This is a genomic window from Microbacterium sp. OVT16B (genome assembly GCF_019969705.1).
GTDB lineage: Bacteria > Actinomycetota > Actinomycetes > Actinomycetales > Microbacteriaceae > Microbacterium > Microbacterium natoriense.
This window is the reverse complement of the sequence record NZ_JAHXZA010000001.1, coordinates 2,780,737-2,794,203: the sequence shown is the minus strand read 5'-3', so window position 1 is coordinate 2,794,203 and position 13,467 is coordinate 2,780,737. Positions and strand designations below refer to the sequence as shown.

Here is a 13,467-nt window from a genome sequence, read left to right as displayed (position 1 = left end):
GCGCGGGTGCGGCGCAGCGCGGTCAGAGCGCGCAGCGGAATCCGAGGTGCGTGGTCGCCGAGTCCTCGGTCTGCGAGGAGCGGGCGGCCGGGCGGTAGCGGAGGCAGTACTCGGGGGCGCAGAGGTGCGAGCCGCCCTTGGTGACGCGCCGTGCAGGTCCCCGTGCCGCCGAGTCGAGGAGGGTGACGCGGTCGCCGGGCTGAACCGTCGGGGTCATGCCGTGGCGCGGTGTCCAGGCATCCGCCGTCCACTCCCACACATTGCCGATCATGTCGCTCAGACCGTACCCGTTGGCGGGGAACGCGCCGACGGGCGAGGTGCCCGACCAGCCGAGGGCTCCGGTGCTCCGGTAGGGGAACTCGCCCTGCCAGGTGTTGGCCATGAGGATGCCGGAGGGCCGCAGCTCGTCGCCCCATGCGTAGCGCGCCCCCACGAGTCCGCCGCGGGCGGCCCACTCCCACTCGGCCTCCGTCGGCAGACGCTTGCCCGCCCACTCCGCGTAGGCCAGAGCATCCGCGAAGGCGATCTGGACGACCGGGTGATCGAGGATCTCGTCCACGTCCGATGACGGACCCTGCGGCGCCCGCCAGTGCGCTCCGGGCTGCCAGCGCCACCACTGGCGCCAGTCGCCGAGGTCGACGGGGCCGGCGGTGGGGGTGAAGACGAGCCCGCCGGGGACGAGCGTCGCGGGGTCGGCTCCGGGGAAGTCGGCGGGATCGAGCGGGCGCTCCGCGTCGGTCACGTACCCCGTCTCGGCGACGAAGCGGGCGTACTCGGCGTTGGTGACCGGATGCTCGTCGATGTCGAAGGCTGCCACCTCGCGCTCGACGACAGGCCCCTCCTCCGGGTAGTGATCGTCAGAGCCCATCCGGAGGAGCCCGGCGGGGATGCGCACCATCCCGGGACTCATCGCAGCGCCGACAGCACGGAGAAGACCAGCGCGACGGCTCCGAACCCCGCACCGAGCACGGTGAGGAGGACGAGCATGGCGCCACCGGGCGGGGTGACGCCGGTCGCGCCCGAGAGGAATGCGCCGAGCCTGCGCTGGCGTCGGTGGGCAGCGAACCACAGGGCGCATGCGGAGAGCAGCCCGACGATACCCGGAGCGAAGCCCCAGAACGTGGCCTCCGGGGGCAGGGCGATCGGCAGGACGCGCAGCGACAGCAGCGAGCCGATCGCGATCGAGAGCGCCGTGCGGCGCCAGGCGAGCTCGGTGCGCTCGAGCTGCAGCCCCGGGTCGAACGGGCGGTACGCCGTCATCGCCACAGCACACCGGCCGTGACCAGCAGTCCGACGACGATGACCACGACGGCGAGCAGCAGGGCGGAGAAGGCTCCGGGGAGCGGCCGGGACAGGCGCAGGGCGCGCTCGGCGCGCATCCACTCCCACCAGGCGAGGGGAGCGACCGCGGTGCCCGTCACGATCAGCAGCAGCGACGCGGCGAGCCGGAACCCCGGGTGCAGGTCGAGGCCGAGCACTTCGAGGGCGACGCCGCCGGCGATCAGCGCGAGTCCGGTGCGCGTCCAGGCCAGGAAGGTCCGTTCGTTGGCCAGGGAGAACCGCGGATCCGGCTCGTCGCCGACGGAGTAGACGGAGCGGGGGAAGCGGCGCATGGGCTCATCGTATCGATGCATGGTCAGCCGGCCGCGAACACCTCTCTGCCGGAGAACCACGTGGAGAGCACGCGCGTGTCGATGATGCGCTCCGCGTCTCCCGCGATCGCATCCCGCTCCAGGACGACGAAGTCGGCGGACTTGCCCACCGCGATCGACCCCGTCTCGTCGCCGAGGCCCATGGCCGTGGCGGCGTTGATCGTGAAGACCTCCAGGGCCTCTTCGGCGGTGATCGCCTGCTCCGGCCACAGCACGCCGGGCGCGCGGTGCAGCGGATCGGCGCGAGTGACCAGCCCCTGCAGGCCCTCCAGCGTGTTGGGGGATTCGCACACCGGCCAGTCCGACCCGCCCGCGACCAGGGCGCCCGCGTCGAGCAGGGCCCGGTTCGGCTGGGAGTGCTCGGCGCGATCGCCGAGCACCTCGGCCAGCGCCTGCGTGATGACGCCGGGGAACCAGATGAACGGGGAGATGTCGGCCGACACGTCCAGTGCGTGCAGGCGGGGGATATCGGCCTCGGCGAGGAACTGCCCGTGCGCGATCTGGATCGGCGTCGTGACGCCGTCGGCGCGGATCCGCTCGGCGACGTCGAGCACGAGTCGGGCCGAGCCGTCGCCCGTGCAGTGCACCTTGGCGCCGAGCCCGCGCTCCGCGACCGTGCGGAGCCAGCCGTGGAGCTCGTCGAAGGTCATCGTCGTCTCGCCGTGGTAGTGCGCGCCGTGCGCGGCATCCGCCACATACGGTTCGAGGAACGACGCCGTCCTCGCCGGCGGCACCCCGTCGAGGAAGATCTTCACGAAGTCCGGCCGGTGGTGCGGCGTGCGGAACTCCTCGCCGCGCTCGACGAGCGCCTGTCCGATCGGGTCGAAGCCGAAGATCTCGTCGTTGATGAGCAGCGACGACACGACCCAGGCGTTCAGGTCGCCGTCGCGGTCCAGCGTCGCGAGCGCCGAGAGGATGTCGGTCGAGACCCCCGCATCCTGGAAGGTCGTGATGCCGAAGGAGTTGAGCAGCTCGACCCCGCGCCGAGAGGCGGCGACGTGCTGCTCCGCGGTCAGGCCGCCGCTGCGGTCGTACGCCTCCTGCACGGGGATGCCCGCCGCTTCCAGCAGCACGCCGGTCGGGGTGCCGTCGTCGGGATCGAGGATCGTCACGCCGCCGGAGGGGATGCCGTCGGCCGTGATGCCGGCGAGCTCCAGGGCGCGCGTGTTCGCCCAGCGGTTGTGCCGGGAGTCCTCGACGATCACGACGGGCCGTCCACCCGCGGCCTCGTCGAGCCGCAGGCGGGAGGCGGTGTTCGCGAGCGTCGGGAGCAGGGTCGTCGCGACGACCCCGCCGATGATCCACGCATCCTCCGGGAGCGTCGCGGCCTTCTCGGCGACCTTCTCCAGGATCTCGTCGAGGGTGAGCGACGGAGGCAGCGAGAGCTCGAAGAGCTCGGTGCGGCCGGCGAGGGCGTGGTGGTTGTGGACGTCGACGAAGCCGGGGTAGACCGCGGCGTCGCCGACGTCGAGCATCCTCGTCTCGGGCCCGCGATGGGCGGACACCGCAGACAGAGCGCCGACGGCCGAGATCCGGCCGTCCCGCACCGCGAACGCCTCCGCGAACGGCTGCGAGCGGTCGGCGGTGCGGATCACCGATCCGGTGACGATGAGGTCTGCGGCATCCGTCATCTCAGATCCTTCCGAACTCCGCGGGCTCCAGGCCGGCGCTGTGGTGCGTGGTCGAGATGAGGCGGCCGTGCGCGCCGAACGTGAAGTGCGTGGGGATCTCGCCCGTCTCGTCGAGCCCGAACAGCACGCCGTGCGAGCGGATGGCGTTCACGTCGCGGTGGTCGGCGATCGTCACGGATGCGCAGGGGATGACCTTCTCGCGCCACGCGAAGATGTAGATGCCGGGGCGCACCTCCCACACGGTGTTCTCGTCGGTGTCGGCGAGGCCGCGCTCGGGGCCGGCGAGGCACTGCCACGAGTACCAGCGCTCGGACAGGTACACGTGCTCGTAGGCGTGCTCGGTGCTGTAGACCCACTCGACGCGGCGGCCGATGAGGGACGTGGTGGGAGCGGCCTCTGCTCCGGTGACCTCCGCGCCCTCGATGATGCTCGGGGCGAAGACGTGCTGCACGCGCGTCTTCCCCTTCTCGGGCGCGGGGAGGATGAGCGAGATCACCGCGAGCGCACGCCCGTGCCGAAGATCGAGCACGAGGGAGACGGCCTCATTCGGCAGGTAGTTGTGGTGGAACTGCACGTAGAACAGGTCCTCGTCGACCTCGACGGCCTCGTAGTCGTCGGTGTCGGATGCCGCGGCGGTGCTGTCATCGGCTCCTGGCTGGTAGTCCCAGGTGACCGTGGTGTCGGCGAAGCGGTGCACGATGCGGGTGCCGCGCCCGTCGACGACGGTGATCTCGCGGCCGCTGAGGGCGGTCGTGTGCGGGGCCTTGTTCGCGTCGAAGCCGGGGGCGAGTCCCTCGAGGGGCAGCCAGGTCGAGGTGTCTGCGGGGTTCAGGGTCGTCATTTCTTCTCCTGTCGGATGGGGCGGGTCAGCGGGCGCTGACGCGCTCGAGGTCGGTGGCGAGACCGTCGTACACGGCCGGCCGGGACTTCTTCAGGTACGCGCCGTAGACGATGCCGCCGATCACGGCGAGCACGAGCAGCAGCGGCATCAGGCGGATCGCGAGCTCCTGGGAGCCGGCGACGATGTCGAAGTTCACGATCGCGAGGATCGAGATCGCCGCGATGCCGAGGAAGCCGATGCCCGGCGCGATGAACGTGCTCCACCACCGAGGGTCGCCCTTGCGGCGGAAGTACACGACGATCGAGATCGCCGCGAGACCCTGCAGGATCAGCACGCTGAGCGTGCCGAAGCCGAGCATCGCGGGCACGAGCGTGACGATCGGGTCGGCTCCGGCGATCGCGAAGATCACGGCGACGATCGCGGCGAACGACGCCTGCACGATGCCGGCGAGCTGCGGGGCGCCGTTGGCGCGGGTGCGGGAGAGCGCCTGCGGCAGGATGCGCGCGCGGCCCAGCGAGTAGAGGTAGCGCGTGGCGGAGTTGTGGAAGGCGAGCATCGCCGCGAAGAGGCTCACGAGCAGCAGGATCATCATGACCGTGGTGAGCGGACCGCCGAGGTACTGCTGCGACAGCGTGAAGATGAGGTCGCCGGTCGGCAGGTGCTCCACCGCGGTGGCCTGCGCCTGCGCGACGCCGGTGGCGCTGACGACGGCCCAGGTGGTGACGCCGAGGATGATGCCGATCGCGATGATCGCCGTGTACGTCGCGCGCGGGATCGTCCGCAGCGGCTGCTTCGCCTCCTCGCTGAACAGCGCCGTGGCCTCGAACCCGAGGAACCCGGTGGCGGCGAGCAGCAGGCCGATCGGCAGAGAGCCCGAGAGCACCCACTCCGGGCTGAACGCCGCGACGTCGTAGCCGGTCTGCACGAGCACGGAGACGTCGAACACGACGAGCATCAGCGTCTCCAGCACCAGGCACACGCCGAGGATCTTGGAGCTGAAGTCGACGCCGACCCTGGCGAGCACGAAGCACACCACGATCGAGGCGAGCCCCCAGACCAGCCAGTGCACGTCGAGGCCGGTGAGGTCGCGGATGATCGTCTGCATGAAGAAGCCGCTGGTGCCGATCGTGCCCACGACGAAGAAGTTGTAGCCGAGCGTCGCGATCAGCCCGGCGATCAGTCCGCCGGTGCGGCCGAGGCCCTTCACCACGAAGGCGTAGAAGCCGCCGGCGTTGACGAGCTGCTTCGACATCTGCGCGTAGCCCACCGCGAACAGCAGCAGGATCGCCGCGACGATGAAGAACGACATGGGCGTGCCGCCGCCGTTGCCCAGCGCGATGGCGAGCGAGGCGACGACGACGATGCCCGTGAGAGGTGCGACGGCGGCGAGCACGAGAAAGACGATGCCGGCGACGCCCAGGGCTCCTGGGCGGAGGGAGGTGTGCTCTGCGGATGGTGCGATCGGATCTGCCACGGCGGCTCCTTTGCTCGGTGACGGCCGTGCGCGCACGGCATCGACGACGAGGGGGATCGTCGATAGAGCGAGTCTGCTCCGCCCCCGTCGCCCGCGCTTGACCCTGAGCGAAAGACGATGGTGTCAGCGTGCACAGCCGCATCGGGGTGCTTCGACGTCGAGGACGCCGCAGAGCAGGATGACTGTCAGGACGCCGCCGTCCTCCGCATCGACAGATGCGCCGGCGGGGTCAGGAGAGGCGACATGGACCTGCATCTGAGCGGTACGACCGCCCTCGTCACGGGGGCGGGGAGCGGCATCGGCAGGGCCGTCGCGCTCGCGCTCGCCGCCGAGGGCGTGCGCGTCGTGCTCCTCGATCGCGACGGGGCGGCCCTCGCCAGGACGGCCAGCGGATGCCCCGGCGCTCTGCTCCTCGTGGCGGACGTGACGGACGAGGCGCAGGTCGCCTCGGCTCTCGCCCGGGTCGACAGGCTGGACGCGGTCGTGTGCTGCGCGGGGATCTCCGGCCCCGTGGGCGCCGGCATCGAGGACGTCTCCCTCGCGGAGTGGAACGCCGTGCTCTCCGTCAACGTCACGGGGCCCTTCCTCGTGCTCCGCGCGGCGCTGCCCCTGCTGCGCGCATCGGCCGCGGCATCCGTCGTCCTGATCTCCAGCGACTCCGCCTTCGTCGCCTCTCCCGGCATGGCGCCGTACTGCGCGTCGAAGGCCGCGCTGGTGCAGTTCGGCAGGGCGCTGTCGGTCGACCTCGCCGACACCGGCATCCGCGTGAACACCGTCGCCCCCTCGGTCGTCGACACCCCCATGAGCCGCGGCGACCTGGGCGACACGGCTCTCGACGAGGCGGCGTTCCCCGTGCAGACGGCCGACGAGGTGGCCGCGCACGTCTCGTACCTGCTGTCGCCCCGCAGCCGCGCGGTCAACGGCACCACCCTTCTCAGCGACTTCGGGTACACCGCCCGGTCGGGATTCCCCGCTTGAGCGCGCACGCGCCAGACAGACAGGAGCAGCACATGGGACTCGTAGTCGGATCGACGGTCTCCGGACGCGTCGTCGTCATCACCGGAGGCGGCACGGGCATCGGAGCGGCCATCGCCGAGCGGTACGCGGCCGAGGGGGCGCACGTCGTCGTCGTCGGACGCAGGGCCGAGCCGCTGCAGGCGGTGGAGAAGGCGGTCGGCGCGCACGCGATCATCGCGGATGCCGCGGACACGGAGTCCGCCAAGGCCGCAGTGGCCGAGGTGCTGGCGACGTTCGGCCGCATCGACGTGCTGGTCGCGAACGCCGGAGGCCACGGCTTCTCACCGGTCGGCGACACGGATGACGCGGGGTGGGACGCCGCCATCCGCGCCAACCTCACGACCGCGTTCGTCATGGCGCGCGAGGCGCTGCCCGCGCTGCTGGAGTCGAAGGGGCAGATCGTGATCGTGTCGTCGCTCGCCGGGCTCTTCGCGGGGCCGTCGGTGGCCGGGTACACGGTCGGCAAGCACGCGCTCATCGGCCTCACCCGCACGCTCGCGCGCGACTACGGCAAGCACGGCGTTCGTGTGAACGCGGTGTGCCCCGGATGGGTGCAGACGCCGATGGCCGACGACGAGATGGACGAGTTCGCCACGCACGCCGGCCTCGGGTCGCGCGAGGAGGCCTACGCCACGGTGACCGCTGACGTGCCGCTGCGGCGCCCCGCGCGTCCGGCCGAGATCGCCTCGGTCGTGCGGTTCCTCGGATCGGGCGAGTCGTCGTACATCACGGGCGCCGTCATCGTCGCCGACGGCGGCTCACACGTGGTGGACGTGCCGACGATCGCCTTCGACCACGCCGGGATGTAGGGAGCGCGGCGGGGCCAGGGATCGTTGAGCGAGGTGTCTGACGGCTCTGTTCCGGAATATTGCCCTGAACAGCAGAAAACCGGCCTCGAATGTCGGTGGCCCTCGGTTGGATGGAGTCATGAGCAGCACCGCCGGCATCCTCGATCGGGTCGTCATCGACCTCGATCTGATGCTGGGCGCTGACATGCTCGCGGGGCTGTCCGCGACCGAGCGGATGGAGGTGCTCAGAGGCGCCGGCGAGGCACTGCGGCGGCTCGAGGCGATCGTCGTCGAGACGGCCGCAGATGCCGATGCCCGAGAGCTGCCGGATGCGTTCGGATGCCGGTCGCTGAACGAGCTCCTGCAGCGGGTGCTCCGCGTCGATGCCGCGACTGCGGCGCGCATGGTGAAGGCGGCATCTGCCCTGCGTCGAGAGCTGAGCCTGCTCACCGGGGAGCGCCTGCCTGCGCGGTGGCCTGCGCTGCGTGAGGCGATGCTCGACGGGGAGGTGGGCGTCGCCGGACTCCTCGCGGCGACCGGCCCGATGGAGCAGGCGGGGGATCGCATCGGCGCAGCCGACCGCCTGCGCGCCGACGCCGAGCTGGCAGATCAGGCGCGGGGCATCGTCAGGGAAGACGACGGCCGTACGACTGCGGTTCCGCCCGCCACGCCCGACGACCTGCGGCAGTACTCGCAGCTGATCGCGCTGTACCTCGACCCCGACGGCTCGACGCCGATCGAGGTGCGCGCGTCACAGCGGCGCTTCGTGGTCATCGGGCGGCTGCGCGACGGCGCCTATCCGATCCGCGGCGCCCTCCTGCCCGAGGTGTATGCGCAGCTGCAGCTGATCTTCGACGCCCAGCTCAATCCGAAGGTCGAAGGACCCGCCGATCTCGGCGTGATGTTCCGACCCTCCGAGGAGCTGACGGGAGATGCGCGTCCTGACGCGGAGCAGCGGGGCGACACCGACTCGCGCACGCGGGCGCAGAAGCAGCACGATGCGCTGGCCGCCGCACTGGGCATCGCGGCTCGACACGACGACATGCCCTCGCTCGGCGGCGCGGCCCCCACCCTCGTGGTGCACGTCGACGCTGCGCAGATCTCAGAACGCGAGAGCGGCGGATGGGCGACCATGCCCGGTGTCGAGGCGCCTGTTCCGGCACCCGTGGCGGTCCACACCGCGTGCTCAGGGGCCGTGCAGCGCGTGCTCTTCGACGAGGGCCGCATCGTCGGGATCAGTACGACCGACCGCGTCTTCACGGCGACTCAGCGCCGCGCGATCGTGCTCCGCGACGGCGAGTGCCTGATCCCCGGATGCCACGTCCCCGCGTCGTGGTGCGAGATCCACCACGTCACCGAGCACGCGCGCGGCGGCCCGACGCACACCGACAACGGGGTGCCCCTGTGCTGGCATCATCACCGGACCCTGGATCACTCCGGGTGGGAGATCCGGATGTCGGAGGGTGTTCCGCAGATCAGGGGTCCCGGATGGTGGGACCCGAGACGCGAGTGGCGTGAGCCGCGCCGACCGAGACGCGCTCTCATCGCGGTCGCGTGAGCAGGCGGTGTCTGTTCGGCGACGTCGTCTGTTCGGCGACGTCGTCTGTTCGGCGACGTCGTCTGCAGGTTGGCGGGTGCAGGGCGGGAGCCGAACCCCCGGGCCCGACACGCCGGCGTCCCGATGCAGGCCTCGCGCGACGCCTGACCTCAGCCGACGTGCAGCTCGAACCCGCCGTCGACGGCGACCACGGCCACCTGGGTGAGGTCGGCGACGTGATATTCGGGGGAGTGGGAGGTCGCGTGGGCGCCGACGCCGATCACGCGCATGCCCGCGGCGTGGGCGGCCTGGATGCCTGCCCCCGAGTCCTCGAAGACGACGCAGTCGGCTGGATCGATGCCGAGGAGTTCCGCGCCGAGCAGGAAGCCCTCGGGGTCGGGCTTCGACCTCGACACGTTCTCCGCCGTGACGGTGAGCGCGGGCACGGTGAGCCCCGCCTCGCCCATGCGGGCGTTCATCAGTCGCACGTCGGCCGACGTCACGATCGCGTGCGGGAACGGGAGGAGGTCGGCGAGGAGCACGTCGGCTCCCTCGATCGCCACGACGCCGTCGACGTCGCTCGCCTCGTTGGCGAGCATCTCCCGGTTCTCCTGGAGGTTGATCTCGTGGTCGCGCTCGGGGAGCATGATCGCCATGCTCTGGTGCCCCTGACGGCCGTGCACGACGCTGAGCACCGTGGCGGGGTCGATGCCGTGGGGCGCAGCCCAGGCGAGCCAGAGCCGCTCGACCACCGCGGTCGAGTCGACGAGGGTCCCGTCCATGTCGAGGAGGACGGCGCGGACGTGGACGATCTCGGTCATGCTCCCAGGCTAGCGCCGCCGCATCCGTCCTTCCTGGTCGCGGACGGGTCGGGTAGCGTCGACGGGAAAGACCGAGGGGAAAGACCGAGGGGGCAGGATGCGGAGAACGCGCAGGGGGATGCTGATCGTCGGGGGAGCGCTGCTCGTCGGGCTCGCGCTCGCATGGTTCGCGGTGCGCAACCTCGAGGCGATCCACGCGCTCGTCGCCATGGACACCGTGCTGGGGTGGATCACGCACGGCGCCGCTCTGCTGATCCTGGCCGGCGGGGTCGCCCTCCTCGCCGGAGGCGTCTTCGGGAGCGCCCCTCAGGACGCCCCCGAATGACGCCCGGTCAGCCGCCGAGGTAGGCGCGATGCAGCAGTTCGGGGTCGCCCTTGAGCTGCTCAGACGTCCCCTGGAACGAGACCTGACCGCCCGCGACGACCACGGCCTCACGAGCCAGCCCGAGTGCGAGCTGCGTGAACTGCTCCACGAGCAGCACGCCGACCCCGGACTCGGCGATCGACTTCACGATCGGCATGAGCCGCATGAACACGACGGGCGCGAGCCCCAGCGACATCTCGTCGATGAGCAGGATGCGCGGTTTCGCGGCGAACGCGCGCGCGAGCACGACCATCTGCTGCTCGCCGCCGGACAGCAGGGCCGTGGGGGAGTCGATGCGCTTCTCCAGCTCGGGGAACTGCTCGAGCGCGGCATCCAGCTCCGCCGGGGTCCTCGCGGTGAGCGAGATGTTCTCCCGCACGGTGAGTGAGGGGAACACGGCGCGTCCCTGCTCGATGTGCACGATCCCGCGCCGCGCCCTGGCGACCCGCGACAGCTTGTCGATCGGGTCGCCGTCGAGCGTCAGCGACCCGGCGGAGTGCGGGGTCACGCCTGACACCGACTCGATCAGGCTCGTCTTGCCCGCGCCGTTCGGCCCCACGAGCGCCAGCACCTCTCCGCCGCGCACGGTGAGCGACACGTCGGAGATCACCGGCCCGGCGCCGCGGCTGACGGTCACACCGTCCAGGACGAGTTCGCTCATGACAGCAGCTCCGTCTCTCCCATGTACGCCTTGACGACGTCGGGGTTCGCCAGCACCTCGGCCTGGGGGCCGCTCGCCAGCACCTTGCCGAAGTCGAGCACCGTGAGCATCGGGCACACCGAGCGCACGAGGTCGAGGTCGTGCTCGATGATGATCAGCGCCACGCCGTAGCGCGACGGCAGCTCCCGCAGGCGGGCGGCGAGAGCCAGGTGCTCCTCGTGAGACAGCCCCGCGGCCGGCTCGTCGAGGATCAGCAGCCGAGGACGCGAGATCACGTTCGCCGCGACCTCCACCAGCCGCCGGGTGCCGACGTCGACGCTCGACAGGCGGGCGCGGGCGGGCGGGCACCCGAAGAACTCGAGGACCTCGTCGATGTCGGATGCCGCGAGCCGCCGCCGCGCGACGAACCGCACGTAGGCGCCAACGGTGAGCGCGGGCGGCACGCGGTCCTGCTGGAACGTGCGTCGCAGCCCCAGCCGGGCCCGCCGCGTGGGGGAGAGGCCGGCGAGGTCGCGGTCGCCCAGCAGCACGCGGCCGCCGTGCTTCGGCAGGAACCCGCTGATCGCATCGACGAACGTCGACTTGCCCGCGCCGTTCGGCCCGATGAGCCCCATGATCGATGCGGCGGGCACCTGGAACGACACGTCGTCGAGCGCCTTCAGGGCGCCGAACTGCACGGTGAGCCCCTCCACGGTGAGCACGGGGGCGCCGTCGAGCGCGGCCTCGTCCACGGTCGCGGTGGTGGTCGTCGTGATGGCCGCGGCGTCGGCGGGAGCATCCGGGGGCAGCGCCGTCAGCGCCGCGCTCGCGGTCCTGCGGTCGGCGCGGCGCCAGAACACGTCGCGCACGGTCTGACCGAGGTTCGTCCCGCCGGTGAGCGCCTGCACCCCGAGCACGCCGAAGACGACGAAGCCCCAGTTCTGGTCGATGCCCCAGCGCTTGAGCAGCTCGGGCACGAGCACCCAGAGGATGCCGCCGAGGATGGCCATGTCGATGAGGTGCGCGCCCGACATGATCGCCAGGACGTACAGGGCCAGCGACTGCAGGGGCGTGAAGCTCGATGCGAACGGCAGCTGCACCTGTCCGGCGAGCAGACCACCCGCGATGCCGCCGAGGGCGGCGGAGACGGCGAAGGCGGTGAGCTTGGCGACCTGCACGCTCTGCCCGGCCGCGGCGGTTCCGCGCTCGGAGAATGCGACGGCCTTCCACGACGATCCCCAGCGTCCGCGCTGCAGGAAGAACACCCCGAGCGCGCAGACCGCGAGAACCACGATCGACAGGAAGAAGAACTGCCGGTCGTTGGAGAACAGCGCGGGCCGCTCGATCGACGTGCCGTCCACCGAGCCGGGGAACTGGATCTGCACGAGCGTGACGTCGGCGGCTGCCGCGAACCCGAGGGTGACGACGGCGAGGTTGACGCCGCGCAGGCGCAGAGCGGGAAGCCCCACGAGGACGCCGACGAGCCCTGCGGCGACGCCGCCGAGCACGAGCCAGACGATGAAGCCTCCGGGGGCCTGCATCACGTTCAGCAGCGAGACGATCCACGCGCCCACGGCGGCGAAGGTCAGCTGGCACAGGGCGATCATCCCGGCGGAGCCGGTGACGATGCCGAGGCCGAGGATCGCGATGGCGGCGACGACGGCGCTGATCGCGAGGAACACGAAGTAGCCGGGAAGGGCGGCGCTGAGGATCGCGCCCACTCCCACGGCGACGGCGGCGATCGCGAACGGCCAGACGGCCTTGACCACGCGGTTGTCGGACAGGGGCGAGCGGTCAGCGAGCGGCATCCCACACCTCCTTGCGCTGGGTCCACAGGAGCAGGACCACGATGAACAGGAACGGGAGGAAGTTGCGCACCAGCGCGACCTCGTCGATCTGCGCGACGAGACCGCCGAGCACTCCGAGCACGATGCCGCCGACGACGGCGAGGTCGAGCCGCCGGAAGCCGCCGAGGAGCGCCGCGGCGGCCGCGGGGACGATGAGCATCGACAGCCCGGTGGCGTCGCTGGACTGGGTCGGAGCGACGATGATGATCGCGATCGCGCTGATCACCCCGGTCACGAACCACACCGAGATCGACAGCGGACGCGAGCGGATGCCGAGCAGCTCGGCCGTGGTCGGCCGCTCGGACAGAGCCCGCAGCTGCGTGCCGACCCTGGTGCGGCGGAGGATGATCCGCACGACCACGGCGGTGACGATGGCCATCAGCACGGTGGCGACGGTGACCTGGCTGACGACGACGCCCCCGAAGGAGAAGGCGGGTCCCGCGATGATCGGCGTGAAGGGCTGCGGCTTGTTGCCGAACAGGATGAACGACAGCGAGATCAACAGGAGCAGCGGACCGACGGTCATCGCCGAGCGGGTCGTCGTCGAGGCCTCGGAGAGCCAGGTCGCGGCGATCCAGCCGATCGCCGCGGCGAGGAGCCCCGCGACGAGGATGCCGAGCACGGAGCCGAGCCAGATCGGCAGCCCGAGGCTGCTCACGAACCACACGGCCGTGAACGCGCCGAACATCCCGGTCGCGGCCTGGGCGAAGTTGACGACCCGCACGAGGCGGCTCATCAGCGTCAGGCACACGCCGAGGACGGCGTAGAGTCCGCCGGCGGCGAGACCGGCTATGGCGCCTTGCAGCATGAGGCGTCCTTTCTGATCTGAGGGGGAGGTGCGCCCGCCGCCGCGAG

Annotated in this window: 14 protein-coding genes; 4 read left to right on the top strand and 10 right to left on the bottom strand. The window is 71.3% G+C overall.

Annotated features, from left to right (window positions below; translation table 11 throughout):
- Nucleotides 1–22: 22 nt before the first annotated feature.
- The 6 genes from LC438_RS13295 to LC438_RS13270 are packed head-to-tail and all read right to left on the bottom strand — an operon-like array spanning nt 23 to nt 5,598.
- Nucleotides 23–898, bottom strand: coding sequence for a formylglycine-generating enzyme family protein (locus LC438_RS13295; protein ID WP_223586841.1), 876 nt, complete (start codon nt 896–898; stop codon nt 23–25).
- An 8-nt stretch (nt 899–906) separates the two neighbouring features.
- Complete coding sequence (locus LC438_RS13290; RefSeq protein WP_105677018.1) at nt 907–1,260, bottom strand: DUF202 domain-containing protein; 354 nt, start codon at nt 1,258–1,260, stop codon at nt 907–909.
- Complete coding sequence (locus tag LC438_RS13285; protein ID WP_223586840.1) at nt 1,257–1,613, bottom strand: YidH family protein; 357 nt, start codon at nt 1,611–1,613, stop codon at nt 1,257–1,259. The genes LC438_RS13290 and LC438_RS13285 overlap by 4 nt, the downstream gene beginning before the upstream one ends.
- A 23-nt stretch (nt 1,614–1,636) precedes the next feature.
- A complete protein-coding gene (locus LC438_RS13280; RefSeq protein WP_223586839.1) occupies nt 1,637–3,283 on the bottom strand; it encodes an amidohydrolase in 1,647 nt (548 codons plus the stop codon).
- Between the two features lies 1 nt (nt 3,284).
- Nucleotides 3,285–4,124, bottom strand: coding sequence for a molybdenum cofactor biosynthesis F family protein (locus tag LC438_RS13275; RefSeq protein WP_223586838.1), 840 nt, complete (start codon nt 4,122–4,124; stop codon nt 3,285–3,287).
- Between the two features lie 25 nt (nt 4,125–4,149).
- Nucleotides 4,150–5,598, bottom strand: coding sequence for an APC family permease (locus tag LC438_RS13270; protein ID WP_105677013.1), 1,449 nt, complete (start codon nt 5,596–5,598; stop codon nt 4,150–4,152).
- Between the two features lie 243 nt (nt 5,599–5,841).
- Between LC438_RS13270 and LC438_RS13265 the strand changes: the two genes are divergently transcribed.
- The 3 genes from LC438_RS13265 (at nt 5,842) to LC438_RS13255 (ending at nt 8,961) form a co-directional block, all read left to right on the top strand.
- Nucleotides 5,842–6,576, top strand: a complete 735-nt coding sequence (locus LC438_RS13265) for an SDR family NAD(P)-dependent oxidoreductase (RefSeq protein WP_223586837.1) — start codon at nt 5,842–5,844, stop codon at nt 6,574–6,576.
- A 32-nt stretch (nt 6,577–6,608) separates the two neighbouring features.
- Nucleotides 6,609–7,424 carry an SDR family NAD(P)-dependent oxidoreductase gene (locus tag LC438_RS13260; protein ID WP_105677011.1) on the top strand — a complete coding sequence of 272 codons (816 nt, stop codon included), beginning with the start codon at nt 6,609–6,611 and terminating at the stop codon, nt 7,422–7,424.
- Nucleotides 7,425–7,542: 118 nt separating this feature from the next.
- Entirely contained in the window at nt 7,543–8,961 is a 1,419-nt protein-coding gene (locus LC438_RS13255; protein ID WP_223586836.1) for an HNH endonuclease signature motif containing protein, read from the top strand.
- Between the two features lie 149 nt (nt 8,962–9,110).
- Here LC438_RS13255 and LC438_RS13250 read toward each other — a convergent pair whose 3' ends face one another.
- Nucleotides 9,111–9,761: an HAD-IA family hydrolase gene (locus LC438_RS13250; protein ID WP_105677009.1), complete on the bottom strand. Its 651-nt coding sequence runs from the start codon at nt 9,759–9,761 to the stop codon at nt 9,111–9,113.
- 97 nt (nt 9,762–9,858) lie between these two features.
- Here LC438_RS13250 and LC438_RS13245 point away from each other — a divergent pair, with 97 nt between their 5' ends.
- Nucleotides 9,859–10,086: a hypothetical protein gene (locus LC438_RS13245; RefSeq protein WP_146114379.1), complete on the top strand. Its 228-nt coding sequence runs from the start codon at nt 9,859–9,861 to the stop codon at nt 10,084–10,086.
- A gap of 7 nt (nt 10,087–10,093) precedes the next feature.
- On the opposite strand, the gene LC438_RS13240 is transcribed toward LC438_RS13245, so the two are convergent.
- Genes LC438_RS13240 through LC438_RS13230 form a run of 3 tightly spaced genes read right to left on the bottom strand, consistent with a single transcriptional unit; the run spans nt 10,094 to nt 13,420 of the window.
- Nucleotides 10,094–10,786, bottom strand: coding sequence for an ABC transporter ATP-binding protein (locus LC438_RS13240; RefSeq protein ID WP_105677006.1), 693 nt, complete (start codon nt 10,784–10,786; stop codon nt 10,094–10,096).
- Nucleotides 10,783–12,573 (bottom strand): ATP-binding cassette domain-containing protein, encoded by a 1,791-nt coding sequence (locus LC438_RS13235; RefSeq protein WP_223586835.1) that lies wholly within the window; start codon nt 12,571–12,573, stop codon nt 10,783–10,785. The genes LC438_RS13240 and LC438_RS13235 overlap by 4 nt, the downstream gene beginning before the upstream one ends.
- Entirely contained in the window at nt 12,560–13,420 is an 861-nt protein-coding gene (locus LC438_RS13230) for a branched-chain amino acid ABC transporter permease (RefSeq protein ID WP_105677004.1), read from the bottom strand. Before LC438_RS13230 ends, LC438_RS13235 begins: the two co-directional genes overlap by 14 nt.
- Nucleotides 13,421–13,467 lie beyond the last annotated feature (47 nt).